18 protein-coding genes are annotated in these 22,819 nt (G+C 62.1%); 6 read left to right on the top strand and 12 right to left on the bottom strand.

Going from position 1 to position 22,819, the window contains the following annotated elements:
- The first annotated feature begins 81 nt into the window (after positions 1 to 81).
- A complete protein-coding gene (locus GKKCFE_RS20350; protein ID WP_139049245.1) occupies positions 82 to 1,101 on the top strand; it encodes an alpha/beta fold hydrolase in 1,020 nt (339 codons plus the stop codon).
- Positions 1,102 to 1,268: 167 nt separating this feature from the next.
- Here GKKCFE_RS20350 and GKKCFE_RS20345 read toward each other — a convergent pair whose 3' ends face one another.
- A complete protein-coding gene (locus GKKCFE_RS20345) occupies positions 1,269 to 2,150 on the bottom strand; it encodes a LysR substrate-binding domain-containing protein (protein WP_139049246.1) in 882 nt (293 codons plus the stop codon).
- Between the two features lie 115 nt (positions 2,151 to 2,265).
- Between GKKCFE_RS20345 and GKKCFE_RS20340 the strand changes: the two genes are divergently transcribed.
- Together GKKCFE_RS20340 and GKKCFE_RS20335 are read left to right on the top strand one after the other, a co-directional pair.
- On the top strand, positions 2,266 to 3,903 hold the full coding sequence (locus tag GKKCFE_RS20340) for a 5-guanidino-2-oxopentanoate decarboxylase (protein WP_139049247.1): 1,638 nt from the start codon (positions 2,266 to 2,268) through the stop codon (positions 3,901 to 3,903).
- On the top strand, positions 3,900 to 5,348 hold the full coding sequence (locus tag GKKCFE_RS20335; RefSeq protein WP_076383657.1) for an aldehyde dehydrogenase family protein: 1,449 nt from the start codon (positions 3,900 to 3,902) through the stop codon (positions 5,346 to 5,348). The genes GKKCFE_RS20340 and GKKCFE_RS20335 overlap by 4 nt, the downstream gene beginning before the upstream one ends.
- Before the next feature lie 133 nt (positions 5,349 to 5,481).
- On the opposite strand, the gene GKKCFE_RS20330 is transcribed toward GKKCFE_RS20335, so the two are convergent.
- Positions 5,482 to 6,411, bottom strand: coding sequence for an AraC family transcriptional regulator (locus GKKCFE_RS20330; RefSeq protein ID WP_047230390.1), 930 nt, complete (start codon positions 6,409 to 6,411; stop codon positions 5,482 to 5,484).
- A gap of 327 nt (positions 6,412 to 6,738) precedes the next feature.
- Between GKKCFE_RS20330 and GKKCFE_RS20325 the strand changes: the two genes are divergently transcribed.
- The gene (locus tag GKKCFE_RS20325) at positions 6,739 to 7,092 is read left to right on the top strand and encodes a putative quinol monooxygenase (protein ID WP_107321945.1); all 354 of its coding nucleotides are present in this window, start codon (positions 6,739 to 6,741) and stop codon (positions 7,090 to 7,092) included.
- A 41-nt stretch (positions 7,093 to 7,133) separates the two neighbouring features.
- Positions 7,134 to 7,379, top strand: a complete 246-nt coding sequence (locus GKKCFE_RS20320) for a hypothetical protein (protein ID WP_322834198.1) — start codon at positions 7,134 to 7,136, stop codon at positions 7,377 to 7,379.
- 115 nt (positions 7,380 to 7,494) lie between these two features.
- On the opposite strand, the gene GKKCFE_RS20315 is transcribed toward GKKCFE_RS20320, so the two are convergent.
- The 7 genes from GKKCFE_RS20315 to GKKCFE_RS20285 all read right to left on the bottom strand — a co-directional run bounded on the left by GKKCFE_RS20315 (position 7,495) and on the right by GKKCFE_RS20285 (position 16,021).
- A complete protein-coding gene (locus tag GKKCFE_RS20315; protein WP_107321946.1) occupies positions 7,495 to 8,115 on the bottom strand; it encodes a flavin reductase family protein in 621 nt (206 codons plus the stop codon).
- 339 nt (positions 8,116 to 8,454) lie between these two features.
- On the bottom strand, positions 8,455 to 8,865 hold the full coding sequence (locus GKKCFE_RS20310) for a heme utilization protein (RefSeq protein ID WP_274089958.1): 411 nt from the start codon (positions 8,863 to 8,865) through the stop codon (positions 8,455 to 8,457).
- Positions 8,866 to 9,167: 302 nt separating this feature from the next.
- Positions 9,168 to 10,487: an MFS transporter gene (locus tag GKKCFE_RS20305; RefSeq protein ID WP_047227120.1), complete on the bottom strand. Its 1,320-nt coding sequence runs from the start codon at positions 10,485 to 10,487 to the stop codon at positions 9,168 to 9,170.
- A 297-nt stretch (positions 10,488 to 10,784) separates the two neighbouring features.
- Positions 10,785 to 11,930 (bottom strand): CfaE/CblD family pilus tip adhesin, encoded by a 1,146-nt coding sequence (locus GKKCFE_RS20300; protein ID WP_445577030.1) that lies wholly within the window; start codon positions 11,928 to 11,930, stop codon positions 10,785 to 10,787.
- The gene (locus tag GKKCFE_RS20295; RefSeq protein WP_047227119.1) at positions 11,927 to 14,614 is read right to left on the bottom strand and encodes a TcfC E-set like domain-containing protein; all 2,688 of its coding nucleotides are present in this window, start codon (positions 14,612 to 14,614) and stop codon (positions 11,927 to 11,929) included. The genes GKKCFE_RS20300 and GKKCFE_RS20295 overlap by 4 nt, the downstream gene beginning before the upstream one ends.
- A 65-nt stretch (positions 14,615 to 14,679) precedes the next feature.
- Complete coding sequence (locus tag GKKCFE_RS20290) at positions 14,680 to 15,177, bottom strand: CS1 type fimbrial major subunit (protein WP_047227118.1); 498 nt, start codon at positions 15,175 to 15,177, stop codon at positions 14,680 to 14,682.
- Between the two features lie 88 nt (positions 15,178 to 15,265).
- A complete protein-coding gene (locus GKKCFE_RS20285; RefSeq protein WP_076383662.1) occupies positions 15,266 to 16,021 on the bottom strand; it encodes a fimbrial protein TcfA in 756 nt (251 codons plus the stop codon).
- Positions 16,022 to 16,355: 334 nt separating this feature from the next.
- Between GKKCFE_RS20285 and GKKCFE_RS20280 the strand changes: the two genes are divergently transcribed.
- Positions 16,356 to 16,685 (top strand): hypothetical protein, encoded by a 330-nt coding sequence (locus tag GKKCFE_RS20280; RefSeq protein ID WP_139049252.1) that lies wholly within the window; start codon positions 16,356 to 16,358, stop codon positions 16,683 to 16,685.
- Between the two features lie 118 nt (positions 16,686 to 16,803).
- Here GKKCFE_RS20280 and GKKCFE_RS20275 read toward each other — a convergent pair whose 3' ends face one another.
- The 3 genes from GKKCFE_RS20275 to GKKCFE_RS20265 all read right to left on the bottom strand — a co-directional run bounded on the left by GKKCFE_RS20275 (position 16,804) and on the right by GKKCFE_RS20265 (position 22,794).
- Complete coding sequence (locus GKKCFE_RS20275; RefSeq protein WP_316912158.1) at positions 16,804 to 18,144, bottom strand: sigma-54-dependent transcriptional regulator; 1,341 nt, start codon at positions 18,142 to 18,144, stop codon at positions 16,804 to 16,806.
- On the bottom strand, positions 18,137 to 19,903 hold the full coding sequence (locus GKKCFE_RS20270; RefSeq protein WP_188250904.1) for a sensor histidine kinase: 1,767 nt from the start codon (positions 19,901 to 19,903) through the stop codon (positions 18,137 to 18,139). The genes GKKCFE_RS20275 and GKKCFE_RS20270 overlap by 8 nt, the downstream gene beginning before the upstream one ends.
- Before the next feature lie 77 nt (positions 19,904 to 19,980).
- The gene (locus GKKCFE_RS20265) at positions 19,981 to 22,794 is read right to left on the bottom strand and encodes an RHS repeat-associated core domain-containing protein (RefSeq protein ID WP_445577029.1); all 2,814 of its coding nucleotides are present in this window, start codon (positions 22,792 to 22,794) and stop codon (positions 19,981 to 19,983) included.
- Between the last annotated feature and the right edge of the window lie 25 nt (positions 22,795 to 22,819).

Here is a 22,819-nt window from a genome sequence, read left to right as displayed (position 1 = left end):
GTCACGCAACTGTGGCAGCGCGCTTGAACAAACTTCATCAGACTCGCGCTCTACTGGGGTTCTGCGTTTTGGTGTTTCTTCATGCGTGTATTTATCTTTCTGGCCGCGTTGTTGTTCGGCCTGCCGTCGATTGCGGCTTCTCGATGTGATGTCAACGTTGCGACCCAACGGGTCGATCTGGATCAGGTCAGTCTGGCGTACCAGAGCATCGGCCGTGCCTCCGACCCGGCGTTGTTGCTGGTGATGGGCTTGGGCGGGCAGTTGATACATTGGCCGGACGAGGTGGTGGCGGCCCTGTGCGAGCAGGGCTTTCGGGTGATTCGCTACGACAACCGCGACGTGGGCTTGTCCGCCTGGCGTCAGGCGCCCGGCAGCGCCAACCTGGCCTTTGAAGCCTTGCGCTACAAGCTGGGCCTGCCCGTGGCCGCTCCCTACACCTTGACCGACATGGCCGACGACGGCTTGGGGTTGATGGACGCGTTGCAGGTGCAAAGCTTTCACGTACTGGGGGTGAGCATGGGCGGGATGATCGCCCAGCACATGGCGGCCATGGCGCCGCAGCGGGTGGAGAGCCTGACCCTGATCATGACCAGCTCGGGTGCCGAAGGCCTGCCGGCACCCAGCGAAACCCTGGTGCAGCTGTTGTCCCGGCGCAGTGCGCCGAATCGTGAAGTGGCCCTGGAACAACAGGCCGATCTGCTGGCCGCCCTGGGCAGTCCGATGGTGGTGGATGATCGTCAAGCACTGTTGCATCAGGCCGCCCAGGCCTATGACCGGGCCTTCAACCCCGAAGGCGTGCAACGCCAGATCATGGCGATCATGGCCGAGCCGAGCCGGGTGGCGCTGCTCAATCAACTGCGCGTGCCGACCCTGGTGGTTCACGGCACCGCCGACCCGTTGTTGCCGGTGATGCACGGCGTGCACCTGGCGGCGCACATCCGCGGCAGCCGTCTGAAGCTGATACCGGGCCTGGCCCACCGGTTTCAAGAAGCGTTCAAGGAACCGTTGCTGGGGGCGGTGTTGCCCTACTTGCAGCAGCATCGCGAAGACACCTCGCATTGGGCGCAGATCGAGCCGGTGCAGGTGCCTAACGTGCTCTGATAAACGGTCTTCCTAGTTTTTTGTGGCGAGGGAGCTTGCTCCCGCTGGGCTGCGAAGCAGCCCCCTAGGGTTCAGCCTGAGAGACCCAGGTGGTTGGATAGATTATGGGATTGCTTCGCAATCCAGCGGGAGCAAGCTCCCTCGCCACAGGGGTTGGCACAAGGCTCCTACCGTGTCTGCGCCTGCTCCACCAACCACTCCATCAGCGCCTGCAACTGCTCCGACGCTCCGGGCTTGCGCGGATACACCAGGTGATAGGCCAACCCGGTCCTGACCTTCAGTTCGAAGGGCATCACCAGTCGCCCGGCGTTCAGGTCGTCGCCGATCAGCGACCAGTCGCCAATCGCCACGCCCGTGCTTTGGGAGGCCATGGACATCGCCAGGTCCAGGGTTTCGAAATGCTGGCCTTTGCTGACGTTGCTCAGTTGCACCTGCGCAGCCTCCAGCCAAGCGTTCCAGTCGCGCTCGTCACTGGTGGGATGAAGCAGCAGATGGTGTTGCAGGTCGGCGGGTGAGCGCAGCGGCACCGGACCTTCAAGCAGTGGACGCGAACACACCGGTGTCAGTTGTTCGTCGAACAAGTGCAGGCTCGTCAATGAAGGCGCGGGCGGCGGCCCATAGACCACCGCGGCGTCGAAGGTTTCGCGCTGGAAATCCACGCCGTGGCGGACGGTGGTGGTCAACTCCACCGGTATGTCCGGTCGTACCTTTTGCCATTGCAGCAAACGCGGCATCAGCCAGCGCAGCACGCAGGTCGGCGCCTTGAGTCGCACGCTCTGGCGTTTCTCGCCGATCTGCTCCACCGCTTCCGCGATCAGGCCGAACACCTGTTGCACCCGTGGCAACCACGCCTGTCCCTGCGGCGTCAGGCTCAGGCCCCGTGCCTGACGCAGGAACAGCGCGTAACCCAAATGCTCCTCCAGCCCGGCGATCTGCCGGCTCACCGCGCCCTGGGTGATGTGCAACTGTTCCGCCGCCCGGGTGAAGTTGCAGCACTGGGCGGTGATCAGAAACGTGTGCAGCGCCGGGAGCGGAGGAAGTCGTTTCATTTGGAATCGAGCCATGATGTAGGGACATGGCTAGTATGACTTTTTATCCATTGTTGCGGCTATGGCCAGGCCGTTCCAATAACGCCATTCCCCGAAAACAAGAAGGTCAGTGGCAATGGCGACGTGCGGCGAAGTATTGGTCAAGTTACTCGAAGGTTATGGCGTGGAGCAGGTGTTCGGGATTCCCGGCGTGCACACCGTCGAGTTGTATCGTGGGCTGGCCCGTTCCAGCATCCGCCATGTGACGCCGCGTCACGAACAGGGCGCCGGCTTCATGGCCGATGGCTACGCCCGCGTCAGCGGCAAGCCCGGTGTGTGCTTCATCATCACCGGCCCCGGCATGACCAACATCACCACCGCCATGGGCCAGGCCTACGCCGATTCGATCCCGATGCTGGTGATCTCCAGCGTGCAGTCCCGCAGCCAGTTGGGCGGCGGGCGCGGCAAACTCCATGAACTGCCGAACCAGAGCGCGTTGGTGAGTGGCGTGGCGGCGTTTTCCCGCACGCTGATGTCCGCCGCCGAGTTGCCGGGAGTGCTGGCCCGGGCTTTCGCCTTGTTCCAGGCCGGTCGCCCGCGGCCGGTGCACATTGAAATTCCGTTGGACGTTCTGGTCGAAGACGCCGATGCCTTGCTCGCCACAAGGCCAGTGAACATCAGCCGTGCCGGGGCCGCGCCGAGTGCCGTGGCGCAGATGTCGGCGATGCTGGCGAAGGCCCGCCGGCCGCTGATCCTGGCCGGTGGCGGCGCCATTGATGCCGCCCGCGAACTGACCGAACTGGCTGAATGCCTCGGCGCCCCCGTGGCATTGACCATCAACGCCAAAGGCTTGTTGCCGTCGCGTCATCCTCTGCTGATCGGTTCCACGCAAAGCCTGGTGGCCACCCGCGCACTGGTGGCCGAGGCCGACGTGGTGCTGGCCATCGGCACGGAGTTGGCCGAGACCGACTACGACATCACCTTCGCCGGCGGCTTCGAAATCCCCGGTGCATTGCTGCGCATCGACATCGACCCGGACCAGACCGTGCGCAACTACCCGCCGCACCTGGCGCTGGTGGCCGATGCCCGCAGCGCTAGCCAGGCCTTGCTCGATGGGTTGAAGCAACAATCCCTGACCCAGCGCAACAGCGATTGGGGCCAGGTGCGTGCCGCGCGGTTACGGGCGGATCTGGACCGGGACTGGGACGTCGCGACCCGCGCGCAGACCTTGTTCATCGACACGGTTTTGCAGGCCTTGCCCGACGCGGTATTCGTCGGTGACTCCACACAACCGGTGTACACCGGCAACCTGACCTTCAACCCGGAACATCCACGTCGCTGGTTCAATGCTTCCACCGGCTACGGCACCCTCGGCTATGCCTTGCCGGCGGCCATCGGCGCCTGGCTCGGCGGCATCGATTCGGGTAAGGGGCGCCCGCCCGTGGTGTGCCTGATCGGTGATGGCGGCTTGCAGTTCACCCTGCCGGAGCTGGCCAGCGCCGTGGAAGCAGGCGTGCCAGTGATCGTGCTGCTGTGGAATAACCAGGGTTACGAAGAGATCAAGAAATACATGGTCAACCGCGCCATTGAACCGGTGGGCGTGGACATCTACACCCCGGATTTCATTGGCGTGGCCAAGGCCCTGGGCTGCTTTGCACAGGCGGTCGACGGCGTGGCGCCATTGCGCGCCGCATTGCTGGAGGCCCACGACCGCCAGGGTCCGACCCTGATCGAAATCGATCAGGCGCGCTGGATGGTGGGGGTGGCCCAATGAATTTCCCCACCACCCAGGACGGCCTGTACATCAACGGCCAATGGTCATCGGGCGATCAGCATTTGCGGGTGATCAACCCGGTCACCGAGGCGCTGCTGACCACGGTCAATGGCGGCGATGAGCGCGCCGTCGATCAGGCCTTGAACGCGGCGACCCAGGCTTTGGCGCAATGGTCGAACACCACCGGCGCCGAGCGCGGGGCGCTTCTGCGCCGTATCGCCGCCGGCGTGCGGGCTGCTCGTGAGCGCTTGATGCATCTGCAATCGAGCAATAACGGCAAACCCCTGTTCGAAGCGGCCATCGATGTCGACGACGTGGTCGCCACCTTCGAGTATTACGCCGAACTGGCCGAAGGGCTGGACGCCCGGCAGGACAGCCCACTGGCATTGCCCAGCGATGACTTCAGGGCACGCCTGCGCCGCGAACCCTGCGGTGTGGTGGGCTTGATCGTGCCGTGGAATTTCCCGATGGTCACCACCGCCTGGAAGCTCGCCCCGGCCTTGGCTGCCGGCTGTTGTGTGGTGCTCAAACCTTCGGAGGTGACACCGCTGCCGGAGTTGGAGCTGGCGTCGATCATCGCCGAGTGCGGCTTACCCCACGGCGTGTTCAACCTGATCTGCGGCACGGGGCTGGCCGTGGGCGCGCCGCTGGCGACAGATCCGCGCGTGGCGAAGATTTCCTTTACCGGCAGCAATGCGGTGGGGGTGCAGGTGATGCAACGGGCGGCGGAAACGGTGAAGGGCGTCAGCCTGGAGCTGGGTGGCAAGTCGTCGCTGCTGGTGCTGGCCGACGCTGATCTGGAGCTGGCGGTGGAGCTGGCCTGTGGTGGCGGTTTCTTCAACGCCGGACAAATGTGCTCGGCCACCAGTCGCGTGCTGGTCGCCGATGAGCTGGCCGACGAGTTCCTGCAACGGCTCAAGACTCGCGCCGAAGCGATTCGCGTGGCTGACCCGTTTGACCCTGACGTGGAGATGGGCGCGCTGGTCAACCAGGCGCAATACCAACGCGTGCTTGGGCATATCGACCGGGGCTTGAGCGCCGGGGCGACGCTGGTGTGCGGCGGACAACGCCCCGCGCATTTGCCGCGCGGCTATTTTCTACAGCCGACAGTCTTCACCGACGTGCCGGTGGACAGCGAGCTGTGGTGCGAAGAAATCTTCGGGCCGGTGCTGTGTGTGCGCCGTTTCACCTCCCTGGAGCAAGCGATTGCCCTGGCCAATGACAGCCGTTTCGGCCTGGTGGCCAGTGTCGTCAGTCGCGATACCGAAGTTGCCGAACAGGTGGCCAATGCACTGCAGGCGGGACTGGTGTGGATCAACGCCCCCCAAGTGATCTTTCCCCAGGCGGCGTGGGGCGGTTACAAGCAGAGCAGCATGGGCCGCGAGTTGGGGCCTTGGGGGCTGGCGGCGTTTCAGGAGATCAAACATGTGGTGCGGGCGGTTTGAATGCTAGATGTTCGTTGTCTGCTCTGGCCCTTTCGCGAGCAAGCTCGCTCCCACAGGGTCCTGCATACACAGGTCAAAATGTGGGAGCGAGCTTGCTCGCGATGAGGCCGGCACAGCCAACCCAAAAATCAGCTCAGACAGTCATCCGCAACCGCGCCAGATCCCGCAGCGGCGGCGCGCCGAACAGGCGGCTGTACTCGCGGCTGAACTGCGAAGGGCTTTCATACCCCACCCGATACCCCGCCGCCGAAGCTTCCAGCCCTTCGGCCAGCATCAGTCGCCGGGCTTCCTGAAGGCGCAGTTGTTTCTGGTATTGCAGCGGGCTCATGGCCGTCATGGCCTTGAAGCGGTGATGCAGGGTCGAGACGCTGAGGTTCACTTCCCGGGCCAGGTCATCGATGCGCAACGGTTGCTCGAAATGGCCATTGAGCCATTTGATCGCCTGGCTGATGCGATGGCTCTGACTGTTGGTAATGGCGATTTCGTACAGCCGATAGCCCTGAGGGCTGCGCAGCAGGCGGTACAGAATCTCCCGGCGCACCAGGGGCGCAAGCATGGCGATGTCTTTCGGGCTGTCCAGCAAGCGCGTCAGGCGCAACACGGCGTCGAGCATCGGCGTGTCCAAGCGTTCTACATACAGGCCGCGACCGGTGGGGCGCGTCGGTACGCCGAGGGGGCCTGCGTCGGCAATCAGCGCGGTGATTTCCGCCGGATCGATGTCCAGGCGCAGGGCCAGGATCGGCTGATCGGGCGAGACGCTGGCGATGCAACCACTCAGGGGCATCGAGACCGAGACCACCAGGTAATGGAGCGGATCGTAGTTGAACAACTCATCCGCCAGGCGCACCTGCTTGCTGCCCTGGGCCATGATGCACAGCGCCGGTCGCGCCAGCACCGGTGCGAATTGATGGGCTTGACTGTGGCGCGACAGATTCAGCGAGTCGATGGCCGTGGCGTAGTTGCCGTCTTCACTGGTATTGCGGGCGATGATCGACGCCAGTTCGGCGCGCTGTTGTTCCAGATACGTGTCCAGCGGGACGTGGGCGTGGTCAAGCGGCGACATGCCGGAATCCTCGGGAAAGGGGGAGCGATGAGCAGAGCTTATGTTTGTGCAAGTTGCAGTGGTAGCCACATCCTGTCGAAAGCTTGCCTGATCCTGCACGGTGCATCGATTCACCAAGGCTTAATGTGACAAAAACTTGCTTGAAACCTTTTGTTTCAACTTTCCTGGATCCTCGCGAATGGAGGACCGATTGGGTCCCGCTTTCGCGCAGGATCGTGCAATGGGTCGGCAGGAATCGACTAACGAGCCTGGTGTCGTGACGCTTAACCTTTGATCCTGTCGCAGCCTGTCCCGGGCTGCACAACGGATTACCTGGGAGGGTTGAACATGTCTACACAGATCCCCGTCAGTCATATGGCCTTTGTGCGGGCCCGTTCCGGTTGCTCCAAGCCATTGGGTGCACGCCTGAGTACGCTGATCGCGCCTTCGCGCCAGGCTCCCGGATGCCTGCATTTTGCCTTACAGCAATCGCAATGCGACGCCGATCTGTGGCTGGTGTCCGGGCTCTGGGTCAATCAACAGGCGATGGATGCTTATTTCAACTCACCGGCCATGGCGATCTTCGCCGAGCTGGTACAGGACCTGGTGGTGAGCAGCCTGGATTTCCACACCTTCCGGGAAGTGTCCGCCGCCCAGGCGACCGAAGGGTGCCTGGCGAAGGTACACAAACTGGCGGGTTGAAGGTTTAATGAGCGTCATTTTCCATCGCCAGGATGCGCAATATGGCACGTAAAGCCTTTGAAACCTTCGAAGCTGTTTCCGCGGTCGTTTCCAAAGAGGGCGGCGGCTACTACGCGGCGATTGCCACCAAAGCCATTGGTGGTTCCGGTGCACCGCGTTTTAACAAGGTGCTTGAAGATCAGACGTTCAAGACGGCCACTGATGCCGACTCGGCGGCGGCCATTGAGTTGACCCATCTCAAGGGTGTGGGCGATGAGGGCGAGCTGATCTGGAACCCGCGAGATTAACGTTATGGGAGCAAGGCTTACCCGCGATGCAGTCACCTCGGTTCAAAAGACAGGCCGCGTTGTCTTCATCGCGGGCAAGCCTTGCTCCCACAGATAAACGCTGTGTCGTGCACTGCTATTGAGGACGGTGCATCTTGAACAGCGCCTCGGGACCCAGCTGGAAATAATCCGCCGGCCCGCCGCCGCGCAAAATCGGCTCGGCGGCGGCGGTGTCGTATACCCCATCCTTCAACAACCATTTGGCGATATGCACGGCGACCACCTCGCCGAGAATCAGCCAACTGGGCACCAATGCCTTGTCCGCGCGCTGCAACTGGATGATCTGGGTGACCTTGCATTCGAAGGACACCGGGCTTTGCGCCACGCGTGGCACCTGGATCACCCGTGATGGCGCTGGCGTCAAACCGGCCAGTTCGAATTCATTGACCTTTGGCGCGACCATGGCGCAGCTCTGGTTCATCTGCTCGGCCAACGGGCGTGTCGCCAGGTTCCAGGCGAATTCGCCGGTCTGTTCGATGTTGTTCAGGCTGTCTTTGCGCCCGACGCTGCAGAAGCCGATGATCGGCGGAATGTAGTTGAAGGCGTTGAAAAAACTGTAGGGCGCCAGGTTCAGGTGCCCTTCGGCGTCCTGGGAGGAAATCCAGCCGATGGGGCGTGGGCCGACGATGGCATTGAACGGGTCGTGGGGCAGGCCGTGACCCTGGGCGGGTTCGTAGTAGTGGATGTCGTCGGGCATGAGGCGAGGGTCCTGGGGATGGATTTTGAGTATGTTGTGGATAGTGCAGGGGGCGACTGTTTTTGTCAGCACCTGGCAAGCCTGCTCACTCATTTGCTCTTCAGGGTTCACGGAACTTTCGTCTGCCACACAATCCTGTGGGAGCGAGCCTGCTCGCGATGACGGTGTAGCAGGGGACGTAGGGGTTGAATGTGCTGACCTCTTCGCGAGCAGGCTCGCTCCCACAATTTGTTCTTCAGTGAGACCACTTTTGTGTTGGGCTTGAGGCTGACCGTTTTCCTGTACCCCAAAAACAACTAAGCCCGGCCGAAGCCGGGCTGTGAGAGAGCCTCGTTGGGATTAGCTGAGAGAGGCGGTGTTGGTGCGGTCAAAGCCGTCTTCAGCGATAGCGTTCGAGCCAGTGCGGTCAAAGCCGTCTTCAGCGATAGCGTTCGAGCCAGTGCGGTCAAAGCCGTCTTCAGCGATAGCGTTCGAGCCAGTGCGGTCGAAGCCGTCTTCGGCGATAGCGTTCGAGCCGGTGCGGTCAAAGCCGTCTTCAGCGATAGCGTTGGAGCCGGTGCGGTCAAAGCCGTCTTCGGCGATAGCGTTGGAGCCGGTGCGGTCGAAGCCGTCGGCGGCAACGGTGGCAGCGCCGGTGCGGTCGTAACCGTCAGCGGCAATGGCCGACTGAGTGCGGTCGAAGCCATCGGCGGCGAAGGTGTTGGCGGCCAGTACGGACAGGGTCAGGGCGAGGATCAGTTTGGTTTTCATGGTCGTTCTCCGAAGTGGTTGGCGTTGATCGCCTTGGGTGTGGAATTCATATTACGCTTGTTAAATCGATTAAAAAGCGCAAAAAAACGCTCAAACAAATCGTATTTATCGATTGGTTGCTCGTTGTTACTGATCGGCGATAAATGTCATCACCGGCGTACCCGAACAGCGTTTTGGTGAGGATGAGGATGTAGGGCGGGCATTAACCAGAGATTAATGTCGGATAAATCTTCGGACACGAGGCACAAAAAAAGGGGCGAACCCATTCAGGTTCGCCCCTTTCGTTTTTGTGTGTGCGCAGGTCAGTCGGTCAAGATCCGCGAATGCTTGCGGGTGTCTTTCATGGTGATGTAGACCAACAGCGACACGGCGATGCACGCCGTCACGTACCAGTAGTAGCCGGTTTCCATGCCGATGCTCTTGAACCACAGGGCGATGTATTCAGCGGTGCCGCCGAAGATCGATACGGTCAAGGCGTACGGCAAACCGACGCCCAGGGCGCGGATCTCTGTGGGGAACAGCTCGGCTTTGACCACGGCGTTGATCGAGGTGTAGCCGCTGACGATGATCAGCGCCGCCATGATCAGGAAGAACGCGCCCCACCAGGTCTGGATGGTGTGCAGGGTGGTCAGGATCGGTACGGTGAACAGCGTCCCCAGGATGCCGAAGGCGATCAGGATCGGCCGCCGACCGACCTTGTCCGACAAACCGCCGATCAAAGGTTGCAGGCACATGAACAGGAACAGGGTGGCGGCGGAAATGGTGGTGGAGTCGGAAATGCTCATGCCGACCGTGTTCACCAGGTATTTCTGCATGTAGGTGGTGTAGGTGTAGAACGCCAGGGTGCCGCCCATGGTCAGGCCGACCACAGTCATCAACTCTTTTGGATGGCGCATCAAGGTGCGCATGGCGCTTTCCTTGGCTTTTTCCTTTTTGGTGAACGACTCGGTTTCTTCCATGCCGCGACGCAGGTACAACGCCACTATCGCGCACAACGCGCCGATGGCGAATGGAATGCGCCAGCCCCAGGCATACAGCTCTTCGGTGGTGAGGAACCGCTGCAACACGATCAGCACGCCGAGGGCGATGAGTTGGCCGGAGATCAGGGTCACGTACTGGAAGCTGGAGAAGAAGCCGCGACGTTCCTTGGTGGCCATCTCGCTCAGATAGGTTGCCGAGGTGCCGTATTCACCGCCCACCGACAGGCCCTGAAGCAAGCGGGCCACTACCAGCAGGATGGGGGCACCGACGCCGATGGTTTCATAGCCGGGGCTCAGGGCGATGATCAGCGAGCCGAAGCACATCAGGTATACCGAGGCCATCAGCGCCGCCTTGCGCCCGGCGCGATCTGCGTACAGGCCCATCAGCCAGCCACCGATCGGGCGCATCAGGAAGCCCACGGCGAAGATCGCGGCGGTTTTCATCAGTTGCGCGGTGGAGGACCCGGCCGGGAAGAATACTTTGGCGAAGTACAGCGAGAAAGCGGCGTAGACGTACCAGTCATACCACTCGACCATGTTGCCGACCGAACCGCTGAAAATCGATTTGATCCGGCTGGCAGTGGTTCTTTCACGGGCGGGCGCGGCGGCCGACCCGAGGGGAAGGGCGTTGGAGTTATCCATTGAAGGATCCTTCGTTTAATTGTTTTTGTGGAGCGCGTGGGAACGCAGCCTGCCAGGGCTATAGCAGGAGCTGTGCCAGGTGGGAGAAGGCCGGTCTAGAGGGGTTTTGAATGCTGGGTGAGCGGATAGGCGCTCATTTTGGCGGTGGAATGAGCGGGAATCCGCTCATTCTGAAGGTCATCATGCTTGGCTGCTGGCCTCATCGCGAGCAGGCTCGTTCCCACAGGGCTCTGTGTATGCAGGTCCAATGTGGGAGCGAGCCTGCTCGCGATGGCGCCAGTACCGACACCCAAAGGCTCAGGGCGACGACGTTGAAGGCGTGAACTCCAGGTTCAACTCTCCCCGATATTGCCCGGTATTCTTGTCGATCTGCCGGAACTGCGGTGTCTCCAGGGTGATCGGCCAGGGTGTGCACACGACCGGGAAGGGGACGTTGGGCAAGCGCACGGCGCGGATATCGGCATTGTTGATACCGGTAAAGGTCACCGGTTGACCTGAGACATGCTGCGTCTCGCCCAGGTTGGCGGTGCGGGTGCGAACCCGGTATTCGATACGGTTGCGTTCGTCCGTCTCCCCAGAGGTGTGCTTCACGAAGAAGCGCCCGGCCATGCCGGGTACGGGGTTTTTGTCGGTGACGCGCATTTCGAAACGCTGGCTGTTGGAGTTGTAGCCGTCGTAGAGGCAGGCATCGACGACAGCCTGGCCGGAGACGATACCGCCGGGGCCATTGATCAACGGGCGGGTGCGCAGGTTCAGGTCCACCTGCGGGGTGCTGATGCCGTGGGCGGGCAGGTAGATCTGCACGTTATTGTGATCGGTCACGTCCAGCTTGAAATCGACGGTGTAGATATGGGCGTCTCCGATTGGCTGCGAGTAGAACCTCCTGAGCTTCATGACCAATTGCGCCGTCCAGATGCCACCGGCAGGCAATTTGGCGAGTTCTGACCGAGGAATCCAGAGGGTGGAGGCCGTGCCCGTCGCATCCACTCCCTCGCAATTGCCATGTGATGTCGAGGTCAGCATCCAGGTGCTGGAACCCCACACCCCGCAGGGGCTGTGGATCGGGAGTCTGCGTGTAATGTTGCCTTTGACGGTCAGAACCACGGACAGTCGGCTGCGTTTCTCCGTGAAACGCAGCTTTATCTCGGTGGTGCCATATCTGCCTCCGGTGGTGGTCAGGCACTGGCCTGTTGCTGGATCGGTGTTGGACAGACAGACAAAATGCATTGTCTTATAGCCTGCGCCTGCCACGGGCTGTTCGTGCCAGCCATGGGTCATCCGCGTCCAGATGTAATGATCGGCGGGCGGAGTCGAGCGGTCGAATTGCAGCATCTCGGATTGATAGTGGTTGCCGGGATGGATGTCCCCGAGCGCCGGTAGCGCAGCGAACGCGCCAATCAATGCGCCAAGGCGACGGGCCCAACGGTGAAAGATCAGATTCATGGCTGGTTTCTCTTGTCTGACGATAACGCGGCGCTGCGGCGCGCGGTCCAGCGTTCCAGTCGGTCGGGGTCGCGCAGGTCTCTGGGCAGAGCGTCCAGGGTGGTGCTCTGGCAGGTCAGCGTGCCGACCTGGCGCAAGCTGCTGCGAGCGGTGGCCGACTGCACGGCGCAGGCATGCACACCGTTCAGGTCCAGGGCGAACAACGGTTGCGGGGGTTTGTTGAGATCGACGACGAAGCTGCCGTCCTCGGCGGTTTCCATCATCGCTGCGTTGAGGATGGCCGCCTGTGCCAGCGGTTGTCCCCGGGCGTCCACCAGGCGTCCGATGTAGGTGTAGCTGAGGCTGGACTCGATGCGCTGTACCGCCAGCTTGCCGGGTGGCAGGAACCAGTCGCGGCTGCCGTTGCCGACATTCACCGAGCTCAGGTTCTGGCGCGAGGCATCGGCATCGCTGATGCGAGTCTGGGAGACCTCGAAGCCATTGATCGGAATCAGCCGTTTCTCGCCGAAGCCGATGCTGGTCTGGGCGCCGTAGCCGCCACTGACCTTGGCCGCGGCGCCGGTGGCGTTTTCCATTGGCGCAGCGACGATGCCGACGGCGGCACCAGGGCCTGTGCCGCCCTGGCCGGGGCCCCAGAAGAAACCTTCGCGCCCCAGTGCCAGGGAGGAAGAGTGGTTGCCGCTGAGCCCGGGGCGTGAATCATGCCGGTCACCGCCGCGCTGTGACATCGCCAGGCTCGTTTCGCCCCAGCTACGTTCGAGTCGCCCGGCCAGTTCGGCGTCCCAGCGTCCCAGGTCGTCGTAACCCAGCCCGGTATTCATCTCGTTGCGACCTTGCTCGCTGTCCCAGACACGGGTATGGGCCAGGCTGGTCCGGACGCTGTCGCTGGCGGCCTGCTCGCGGCGCGCGTCCAGGCCGACACTGGTTTGCCGGAAGCCACCGGATGTCGAGCGCTCGTTATGGGACAGACTGAGGCTCAGGTACAGGCCGTGGTCGGTCGGCCGATTGCCGCTCTGATTGCGAAACGCGCCCACGCGGTGGGTGAGGTGGAACTGGCCCAGGCGATGCCCGCGGGAGAACCCCACCTGCAGGGTGCGGGCCCAGGTGGCGGTGGTCAGTTCGTCGGTCAGGTCCGGCTCGCCGGGCAACGTGTTCCAGTAGTAGGACGGATTCACCTGGGCATAACGGTTGTAGCTATAGCCGGCGGTGAGGGCGCCGCCGGCCAACGGCAGCGATGCGCTGGCCGTCAGCGATTCGTTGCAGCCACTCTGCTGGTAGGTGCGGCGGTTGTGCTCGCAGGACGGGCTGCGCAGCGAGTAGCGATAGAGGTTCCAGGACAGGCCATGGTTGAACGTGAACTGCTGGCTGTTGCCGCTCGCCCCGTCGTTGCCCTCCAGGAGGGCGGCCGACAGCGACCAACTGCTGGCGCCCAGCGTGCCGGCCCAGTCCAGGCGGCTTTCGTTGTAGAACGCGGTGTCCAGCCAGGTGATCGCGCTGGTGAGCGCCAGGTTATCGAGCAGCGGTACCCGCAGGCCGGTCTGGGCCACGGCGGCGGGATCTTGTTCGTACAGGGAATGCTCGGCCGTGCGCCCACCCTGTAAAAACCATTGCACGGTGTCATCCCCCAGGCCGTTGCCGTCGGTGCGGCTGAAGGGCACGGTTTCGGTACGGGTTACCTGGCCGTTTTCGATCACCCGCAGGGTCACCGGATAACTGCCGTTGGGGAAGGTCCGGGTGTCGACGTTCTGCACACCGGCATCCAGATAAGAAGTGGAGAGCAATTCTTCGCCGCGAAAGGCATCGACGCGGGCGCGTTGGGTCAGGATCAGGGAGATGGGCGTGCCCTGTCCGACGACGTCGCGATTGAGGTAGGCCAGGGTGGTGCCGACACGGGCACCGTCGATCCGGCCCAGGGGCAGCAGGCTGAAGTTGAAGTTGCCGCCTTCGGCGCTGGACAGGTTGCTCATGTCCATGCGTCCCGCCTGTGCGTAGTGTTCACGGTCGAAGTCTCGCCGGTAGTAGGCGTTGTTGAATTCCAGGTTGCTGTCACTGCCGCGCTTGTTCTGGTTGGCCTGATAGGTCCAGGTGAACCCCAGATGACTGTTTTCTCCCAGGCCGAGTGCGCCGAGGCCGCTGGCACCCAGGGCGCGGTAACTGTCGGACTGGGCGATATTGATGTTTTGCCGGTGGACGAGGGCATTCTCTGCCTCGCTCGGTGTATGCAGCCGCAGGGCCGAGGCCTCGTTGGTCGGCAGCCAGTCCTTGCGCAGCAGGACCTGGAGACGGGCGCCGGCCTCGTCGAGAATCACGGCCACTGCCTCGGTTTCGAGATAGCCGCAACTTGCCTCGCTGGCCAGGCCGTAGGAGCAGGCCAGCTGGCTATTGCTGGGCAAGGGCTGTGACAGTAATGGCAGCAGTTCCTGAGGCGAGGCCAGTACGCCGGCTTCCACCAGCAGGGCCGCGATGCGCTCAGGCTGCTTGAATTCGATCCGGCCGGGCTGGACCAGCACCGGGTGCACGCCGAGATTGCGGTTGAACAGTTGTAGTTCGAGCTGTTCCACCTGCCCTTCGACCAAGGCTTCGAAGCCGGCCGGCACCTGAGTCAAGGCGTCGGTCGCGGCCCAGGCGCCTTCGGCCAGCGCCCATGAAAGGGAGATGGAGATAGCTGTGAAGTGGCGTTTCATACGTGGCCTTGATGCAGGAAAGGGGGTACGACGACGCCGTACCCCCTTGGGAGGAACGGTTGTGTTTACGGTTGCTGAGTCAGCACCAGGCTGACGATGCCTTCATAGCGGCCAGCGTTTGCGATAGCGCCAACGGTGGTTTGCTTGATCTCCAGCATCTGCTCGATCGAGCCGCTGGTCGGGTCGCCACCGGGGAACAGGTCGGCCGCCGACAAGGCGACGCCGGTGGTGCTCAACGTTCTGCCACCAAAGGTGACGGACAGGGGAACCGCGGTGGAAGCCGGGTTGGTCATGTTGGCCAGGACGGGGCTGGTGATCAGCCTGATGGTCATGTCCTTATCGGTGTCATTGCTGAAGACCCGCGTGCCCAGACGGGTGGGTTGCAGACCCGCACCCGGCAGGTAGCTCATCTCCATGGAGGGCGGCAGGGCACTGCCATCGGATTGGAGCAACTCCAGCGTCGGATCGACATCGGCATAGACCAGGATGCTTTTCTCAACCGCCAGGGCGGGCATCGAGACCAGTGCGGCCAGTGCCAACGGGGCGAATTTGAGCAGTTTCATGGGGTGTTTCCTCTTTTCTATGGGTGAACAGGAGCCCAGCCATGTGCAGGCACATGGCTCAGATTGAAAAATGTGAGGGGGGAGTGGGTTACGGCAGCACGGCCAAAGTGCGTGGCCGTTTGTCGTCGCTGGTCACAAAGCGCATGAGCAGGTTGCCGCTTGTGCCGGATGCCTGGACAGGGAGCGTGCTGCCCGGATACAAGCTGCGATTGACATCGTTCCAGAGGCAGTCTTTTTCGCCCTTGACGTCGGTGCAGCGTCCGACCTGCAATACACCGATGCGCACGTTGCCGTCATTGCGTAGCGCGTCACCGCTTTGTTGCAAGCCGACGCTCATTTGACGGTCATCGGGCAGCAGCCGCACCAGCGCGCCCCAGATCAGGTTTACGCCGATTCTGGGTTGCGTGCCTTGCGGGTCGTCGTCTTCTGCCGCCAGATCCTGTGGAGCGGCCACTGGCTCGAAATAAACCCGGTAGACGGTTTCCTCGCTGGGCATCGCCTGCGCGATAATCCGTACCGTGCGGCTGGCGCCGGGAGCGAGTACCGTGCGTTGTGGCGACACGACGATACCCTTCGTATCGGCCGCAGACACTGGGCTTTCGTGTTCATCCGGCGTGCCCGGGCGCTGGATCTGGACCACACTGACCTTGATGTACTGCACCTTGTCCGACTTGGAATGCAGCTGGATCTGTCCAATGCCATCCTGCTCGGCGCCGATCGTGCTGGTCATCGGATAAACCACCAGATTGGCGGTCGCCGGCGACGATAAGCCGAACGCCAGCATCAAAAGCGCCAGCTTGCCCAAGGCAGCCCAACGGTGGGTAAACGTTTGATTCAAATCCATGTCAGACCTCAAGTAAAAAAGCTAAAAACTCAACGTTATTCAATGCGTCTGCTGAAGCGCTCTTGCCTTCGATGAAGGTCGGTGACGAGAGGGAAGAGTCTCACGACTAGAGGCGAGCTATATTTACGACACTTCCTTTTGTGCTACAGATGCTTCTCTGTTCCATGTAGGAAATTTCCAGAGTAGATTCCAGCCCTGACGCTCCGACACGCTTGCTCCCGTGATTTGAGGTGACTTCCCGGGTGTACAGCGTCGGTACGGGCCATGGTGGTGACTCCTGTGAGGCGAAGATGATTGCTGTTTGTCCGAATTATTTTGGTGGGATAGTTACACCATGTCAATAGATTTGGTGGGATATATCCACGTTCGTCTGCGCGAGGAGATTGACCGTTGTGGGTTGTCATTGGCCGCGGCATCCCGTGCCGCTGGTGAATCCAGTCCGCAGCGTTTGAAAGAAGTGGTATCGGGGCGGCAGAAATGTCCGGCCGATCTGGTGGCCAAACTGGTGGTTATCGGCGTGGACGCTCAGTACGTCCTGGTCGGTGAGCGCGCCCAAATCGCCAAACCGCCATTGACGCCTGATGAGGAAATGCTATTGGAGGCCTACCGGGCACTGGACGTGGGCGACCGGAAACGAATGCTCGCCGGCTTGATTTCGGGCTAGCGGGCAGCCTCATCGCGAGCAGGCTCGCTCCCACATTTCGACCTGTGTACACATCACTTCTGTGGGAGCGAGCCTGCTCGCGATGAGGCCAGTACAGCCGCCACAAAAAACGCCAACCCTACAAAAACATCTCCCGACTCAACCCATGCCGCTGCATCTTTTCATTAAAGGTGCGACGCGGCAGCTGCAATTCCTCGAGCACGGCTTTCACATCGCCCTTGTGCCGCGTCAAGGCGGCGCGCAGGCATTGAGCTTCGAAGGCTTCCTGCTGGGCGGCGAGGGATTGGCCTGGCTCCGTGTCGAGGACGCGGGGTTGATCCAGTCCCAGCAGGTGACGCTCGGCGACGTTGGCCAGTTCACGCACATTGCCCGGCCAGTCGTGGCCGAGCAAATGGCTCAACTGCGCACCGCTCAAGGGCACGGCGGGGCGACCCAGGCGTTCGGCGGCGTTGTGGGTGAAATGATCGAACAACAAAGGAATGTCCTCGCGCCGTTCACGCAACGGCGGCAGGCGCAGCTCGGCGATGTTCAGACGATAGGCCAGGTCTTCGCGAAAGCGTCCGGCGCGGGCTTCGTCGAGCAGGTCGGGCTTGGTGGCGGCGATGATGCGCAGGTCCACATGGATGCTCTGGTTCGAGCCCAGGCGTTCGAGCTTCTGTTCCTGTAGCACCCGCAGCAACTTGACCTGTTGAGCCAGGGGCATGCTCTCGATTTCATCGAGAAACAGCGTGCCGCCGTCGGCGTATTCGAGCTTGCCGATGCGCTTGCCCTGGGCGCCAGTGAAGGCGCCGCTTTCATGGCCGAACAGTTCAGCCTCGAACAGCGGTTCGGGGATGGCCGCACAGTTCAATGCCACGAAGGGTTTGTCTGCCCTGGGACCGAAGTCGTGCAGGCAACGGGCGACCAGCTCCTTGCCGCTGCCGGTTTCGCCGCGGATCAACACGTTGACCGGCAGTGTCGCCAGGTCCAGCACCTGGCGACGCAGGTTTTGCAGCGCCCGTGAAACCCCAAGCAGTGTCCCATCGAGCTTGTCCTTGACGTCGGCCTGCTCGTGCAGACGACGGTTCTCCAATACCAGCGTGCGCTTGTCCAACGCCCGGCGCAGGCTGCCGAGCAGGGTTTCGGGCGTGAAGGGTTTCTCCAGGAAATCGTAGGCGCCGTCGCGCATGGCTTCCACGGCCATCGGCACGTCGCCGTGGCCGGTCAACAGGATCACCGGCAGGTCCGGGTCGCGTCGGCGCACTTCGGCCAGCAGCTCCAGGCCGCTGAGCCCGGGCATGCGCACATCGCTGACAATCACCCCCGGGAAATGTCCTGGCAGTTGCGCCAGGCATTCTTCGGCGCGACTGAACAACTGCACTTCAAAACCCGACAGGCTCAACCATTGCTCCACGGCGCTGCGGATGCTGGCCTCGTCGTCGACGACGATGACCTTTTTCAATGTGCAAGGGTTAAGCATGCAACTGCGCCTCCTGATCGATCGGCAAGGTCACGCAGAACTGTGCGCCGTTTTCATGGTTGTCCGCCGTCAGTCGGCCACCCGATTCATGAATGATTGCAAAGGAAACCGCCAGGCCCAAGCCCAGGCCATCGCCTACCGCCTTGGTGGTGAAGAACGGATCGAACACCTGGCTCAGGTGTTCCTCAGCGATCCCGGTGCCGCTGTCACTGACCGTCAGGCGCCACAATTGCTCATCGGCTTCCAGGCGCACTTCCAGGCGTTTGAGCGGCTGGCCGGCCATGGCATCGAGCGCGTTGCGCAGCAGGTTGATCAGCACCTGTTCCAGACGGATTGCATCGCCACGCACCCACGCCGGGCGGGTCAGGTGCAGCACCGTACTGACCTGTTCGTCCCGCAGGCGTGTGTCCAGCAGTTGCAGTGCCTGGTCCACCACCACCGCCAGGTCGAGGCGTTCGCGCAGGCCGCTGGGGCTTTTGCGGGCGAAGGTTTTCAGGTGGCCGGTGAGGGCAGCCATGCGGGTCAGCATGTCGTCCAGGGGTTTGATGGCTTTGTAGGCATCATCGACCCGGCCATGGTCCAGCAACAGGCGCAGGGTTGCCAGTTGCATGCGCTGGGCCGTCAACGGTTGGTTGATCTCATGGGCCAGGGCCGCCGACATTTGTCCCAGGGCCGCGAGTTTGGCCGATTGCACCAGGCCGTCCTGGGCGGTGCGCAAATCCCGGGTACGTTCTTCCACCAGCCGTTCGAGTTCTTCACGACTGCGCTGGCGCAGCTTTGCGAGGCGCCAGCGCTGGTTGAGAAACAGCAGCAGAAACACCAGGGCCAGCCATAACCCGGCGGCGGCGAGCCCTGCGTTGCGACGGTCTTCGAAGGCGATCTGCGGGCGGCGCAGCAAGTGCAGCGTCCAGCCTTCGGTGGTCAATGGCAGGGACTCCCACAGGTAATCCACGGCACCGTCGGGGGCCTCGACCCGGGCCAGATGACTGTTGTCGTCAAAGCGTCGCAGCGGCTTGACGGCCAAGGGTTGCAGCGGTTGCTTGTCGTATTGGCGAGTGGCCTTGAGCTCGGCGTGGTCGCTGTCGGTCAACGGCTGCAAGTGGCGATAACGCCAGCCCTCTCGGTTGGCGATGAAAATGATGCCCCGGGCATCGCTGACCAGCAGGGTGTCGCTGCCCTGCCGCCATTCGCGTTCCAGCTCGGGAAACTCCAGCTTCACGACCATCGCCCCCAGGAACTCACCGTTGTCGTCGGTCACTGCGCTGGACAGGAAGTAGCCCGGAATGCCACTGGTCACACCCACCGCATAAAACCGTCCGGTGCCCTGGGTGCGGGTCTGGAGGAAATACGGCCGAAAGCCATAATTGTGTCCGACATAACTGCTGGGCAGACGCCAGTTGCTGGCCGCGACGGCCAGGCCGGTGTGGTCGAGCAATTCCAGTGTGGAAGACTTTGCGGCACCGTTGATCTGTTCCAGTTTGCGATTCAGCGCGTCCTGTTGCGCGGTGCTGACCGGCCCCTTGAGGGCCGAGCGCAACTCGGGGTCCAGCGCCAGCACGGCGGGCAGGGCGCGGTAGCGTTCGATCAGGGTATGCAGGGAGTTGGCGTACAACGCCAGTTGCTGGTTCGCACGGCTGGCATCCTCTTCCAGTGCCTGGCGTTCGGCGTGCCGCACGGCGAGGGTGGCGGCAATGATGGCGCCGCTGAGGATCAGCAGGGTGTACAACGACAGACGCAAGGGACGAGGCATTGCCGGCATGTGACTGTTTCAAGGACTGGGCAGGGACAGGCACGATAGCATGCCGTCTGCCCGCGGTGATGCGCCTCGCTCCGGCGTTATCGGAGCATGCTTTGTGTCTTCCTCAAGCGGCCGATGGTTGCTTCCATCTCCCTTCTCAGGCTTTGAGGCGTGTCGCCACTGGACTGGCCGATTACTTTGCTGAGCGGTCGGTAGGTATTGACTGCGTCAAGTTCCGCCTCGGCAAACAGCGTCTCGATGTGGGCCATTTGTGCGTTCAATATTTCCACCATGCCGTTGATGTGCGCATCTGCCCGAGCGATTTTCTCCTCGGTCAGTTCATGGCTTGCGGCGCCAATTTCATGAATGATCTCAATGGTTCCCAAAACAATGCTGGTCACGGCTCCTATTTCGCTGGAGGCCACGGTTCCTGTCGCTTTCAGCGCGATCTTGGTGCCAGTGCTGGTCACTTCCTTTCCCGCTTTCAGGACGTTTTTCTGGGTGGGCGCGCTGACGGCGTGGGCCAGATCCCGGGCTTTTGCCTTGGCATAGTGAAAGAGGTCAAGATTCTTGTATTCGCCTTTCTTGACGATTTTTTCCGGGTCCAGTTTCCGGCTCTTGAAGTTGACCGCTGCGCTCAGGCTCAATCGTTCCAGCGCATAATCCAGGCCAACGCTTACCGCTTTGCTGGTGACGAACCCCAGCGCGGCGCCCATGACGATGCCGGGTGGTCCCGCCACGCTGCCCAGCGCCGCGGCGCCGAAGCCTACCGCGAGTCCCGTTCCGTAGCTGACAACCTGTGCACCGACGTGACTACCCACACGTACCGCAGAGGCCTGGGCGTGCGCTGTTGCCGAGCGATGGCTGGCCAGTTGAGTTTGCGCTTCGCTGGCTCTGCGTGAAGTCAGCTTCATGATGTCCGTGAACTTTTTGATCTCCCTGTCCAGCCGGTTATAGTTTTTCCAGCGTTGCCAATAGGCTGCGCTCTGCGCTTTTCTAGCGTCTCTCTGCGCCGGGGTCTCTAGTATCAGCCCTTGGTAGTCGGTCAACGTCATCGGGTTATTGCCGACAAATCCATACAGATTCAACCCATCCACATCCCCCGCCGGGTCCGCGCTGACCCAGCGCTGCAACCACGGAGCGTAGTAACGCGCGCCGTAGTAATACAGCCCGCTGCTGTCCATTTCCTTGCCTGAATAACGAAGGGTCTTGTAGTCGACTTCAATTCTGGAACGAGCGGCGTGCCAGGCGGTGCCGCCAAAGGGGTAGTAGTGCTCGAGGCTGATCAAGGCGCCGTGACGGTCCAGCTCCAAGGTGCTGGAACCCAAATGATCGTCGAGGGTGTAGCGTAATTGGTCGGCTTCGATGTCGCTTGGCTGGCCGGCTTCCCAATGCAGGCAACGAACACTGCCATGGGCCAATGCACAGGTGACCACGTGCAGTTGTTCGCCGTGGCTGCTGGTGCGGATTTCGAGGCCGGGCAAGTAGCGCGTTTCGTGGCGAGTGCTGGCGGTGGTGTGGATCTTGCTGACCCGTTCGCCCTGGCTGTAGAGGCAGGTTTCGTCATCGTCCAGCAACCCGTTTTCGCGTTTGAGCAACGTGACTTTACTGAGCTGGTCGCGGGCGTCCCACACCAGCGACTGCGCGCCGCGTTGCAGGTACAGCTGGTTGCCATGGGCATCGAACAGCTCATCGAAAGCCGGCTCCGGATCGCCTTCGGTCCACTGCACGCCTCGGTTGCTGTGAGGGTCGATGCGCAGTGTCCGGGTGTGGTTGTTGCCGTCGCGAACATGGCGCAGTCGGGTCAGGTTTTGGCTGGTGTCGTAGTCATACAGCTGGGTGTAGTTGAAACGGTGGCCGGGGTCGATGGGGACGATCGGCTCGGGCAAGCCGGGATGCAGATGAGGTGCCTCGCCCTCGAAACCGCTGGCGCTGATCAAACGGTAGAGCGAGTCGTAGGTGAAGTCCCGGTGACCGTCTACGCGCTGGTTGGCAAAGTACAGGCGGGCGACGGTATGGTCTTCGATACGCAGCACATTACCCATGGGGTCATGGAAGTACGTCAGGTTCTGGAGCAGGGCTTGTCCGGATTTTCCGGTCTTGAGGCTGCTCAGTTGATCGTTGGCCGGGTCATAGGTCCAGCGGCTGGTCACGCCGTTGGCCGTATCCTGGCGCTCGATCTGGCCCGCGGCGTTGTAGCGGGCGTCCAGCAGAATGGGTTGTGGCGTGTCCTGGTCCCTGAGTTGCAGGTCCACCTGTTTGAGTTGCCCGCCGATATCCAGCCGCAAGTAATGTCGGTGGCCAGCGGCGTCGGTCCGGCTCACGGGCGTGCCAAGGGCGTCGAGGGTCTGCTCGCAGATGTGGGGGATGGCATCGGCAAAACGGCGGACCTGGCGTAGCGGTTCGCCCGTCAACCCGTAACTGTCCAGCTGCACGGTGCCGGAGGGATCGCTCTGCTCAATCAACTGCCCGCGCAGGTTGTAATCGGCATCGGCCGTGGCATCGGCGTAGGTGAAGGCGTCGACCTCGGCCCGGCCGTTTTCCTCCAGGGCTATCGGGCGCAACTGATGGTCATAAGTCACGCGCCAATGATGGGCGCGTTGATCCCAGCGCTGGCGGGATTCACCCGCCAGTCCCGGTAATGTCAGGCGCCATCCGGCATCGACGCTGTCGGTATGCAGCGGCTGACCGGTGAGGCTATGCAGCGTTGTCAGGTTGGGTTTGGGCGCGTGACCGAAGAGGCGAGGGTCCCACTGCTCGACGAGATGGCCGATGCTCTTGTGGTGCTGGCGCGATATCAGCGCGACGGCGGGGGTCGAGGCCTGGTTGCGCAAGTAAGTGGTTTGCCGCACAGGCAAGCCACGGCCATCCACGGCAACGACGTCTGGAGTGCGCAAATGCACGGTACTCATGGGGCTCTGGCCTCCAGAGGGGTGT

This window comes from Pseudomonas sp. E141 (assembly GCF_052659885.1).
The sequence above is the reverse complement of the archived record's forward strand: the minus strand, read 5'-3'. Positions and strand labels throughout refer to the sequence as shown.

Bases quoted from the DNA above. Each gene is read 5' to 3' on its own strand.
- GKKCFE_RS20350 (WP_139049245.1), top strand. From the start codon at position 82: ATGCGTGTATTTATCTTTCTGGCCGCGTTGTTGTTCGGCCTGCCGTCG.
- GKKCFE_RS20345 (WP_139049246.1), bottom strand. From the start codon at position 2,150: ATGAAACGACTTCCTCCGCTCCCGGCGCTGCACACGTTTCTGATCACC.
- GKKCFE_RS20340 (WP_139049247.1), top strand. From the start codon at position 2,266: ATGGCGACGTGCGGCGAAGTATTGGTCAAGTTACTCGAAGGTTATGGC.
- GKKCFE_RS20335 (WP_076383657.1), top strand. From the start codon at position 3,900: ATGAATTTCCCCACCACCCAGGACGGCCTGTACATCAACGGCCAATGG.
- GKKCFE_RS20330 (WP_047230390.1), bottom strand. From the start codon at position 6,411: ATGTCGCCGCTTGACCACGCCCACGTCCCGCTGGACACGTATCTGGAA.
- GKKCFE_RS20325 (WP_107321945.1), top strand. From the start codon at position 6,739: ATGTCTACACAGATCCCCGTCAGTCATATGGCCTTTGTGCGGGCCCGT.
- GKKCFE_RS20320 (WP_322834198.1), top strand. From the start codon at position 7,134: ATGGCACGTAAAGCCTTTGAAACCTTCGAAGCTGTTTCCGCGGTCGTT.
- GKKCFE_RS20315 (WP_107321946.1), bottom strand. From the start codon at position 8,115: ATGCCCGACGACATCCACTACTACGAACCCGCCCAGGGTCACGGCCTG.
- GKKCFE_RS20310 (WP_274089958.1), bottom strand. From the start codon at position 8,865: ATGAAAACCAAACTGATCCTCGCCCTGACCCTGTCCGTACTGGCCGCC.
- GKKCFE_RS20305 (WP_047227120.1), bottom strand. From the start codon at position 10,487: ATGGATAACTCCAACGCCCTTCCCCTCGGGTCGGCCGCCGCGCCCGCC.
- GKKCFE_RS20300 (WP_445577030.1), bottom strand. From the start codon at position 11,930: ATGAATCTGATCTTTCACCGTTGGGCCCGTCGCCTTGGCGCATTGATT.
- GKKCFE_RS20295 (WP_047227119.1), bottom strand. From the start codon at position 14,614: ATGAAACGCCACTTCACAGCTATCTCCATCTCCCTTTCATGGGCGCTG.
- GKKCFE_RS20290 (WP_047227118.1), bottom strand. From the start codon at position 15,177: ATGAAACTGCTCAAATTCGCCCCGTTGGCACTGGCCGCACTGGTCTCG.
- GKKCFE_RS20285 (WP_076383662.1), bottom strand. From the start codon at position 16,021: ATGGATTTGAATCAAACGTTTACCCACCGTTGGGCTGCCTTGGGCAAG.
- GKKCFE_RS20280 (WP_139049252.1), top strand. From the start codon at position 16,356: ATGTCAATAGATTTGGTGGGATATATCCACGTTCGTCTGCGCGAGGAG.
- GKKCFE_RS20275 (WP_316912158.1), bottom strand. From the start codon at position 18,144: ATGCTTAACCCTTGCACATTGAAAAAGGTCATCGTCGTCGACGACGAG.
- GKKCFE_RS20270 (WP_188250904.1), bottom strand. From the start codon at position 19,903: ATGCCGGCAATGCCTCGTCCCTTGCGTCTGTCGTTGTACACCCTGCTG.
- GKKCFE_RS20265 (WP_445577029.1), bottom strand. From the start codon at position 22,794: ATGAGTACCGTGCATTTGCGCACTCCAGACGTCGTTGCCGTGGATGGC.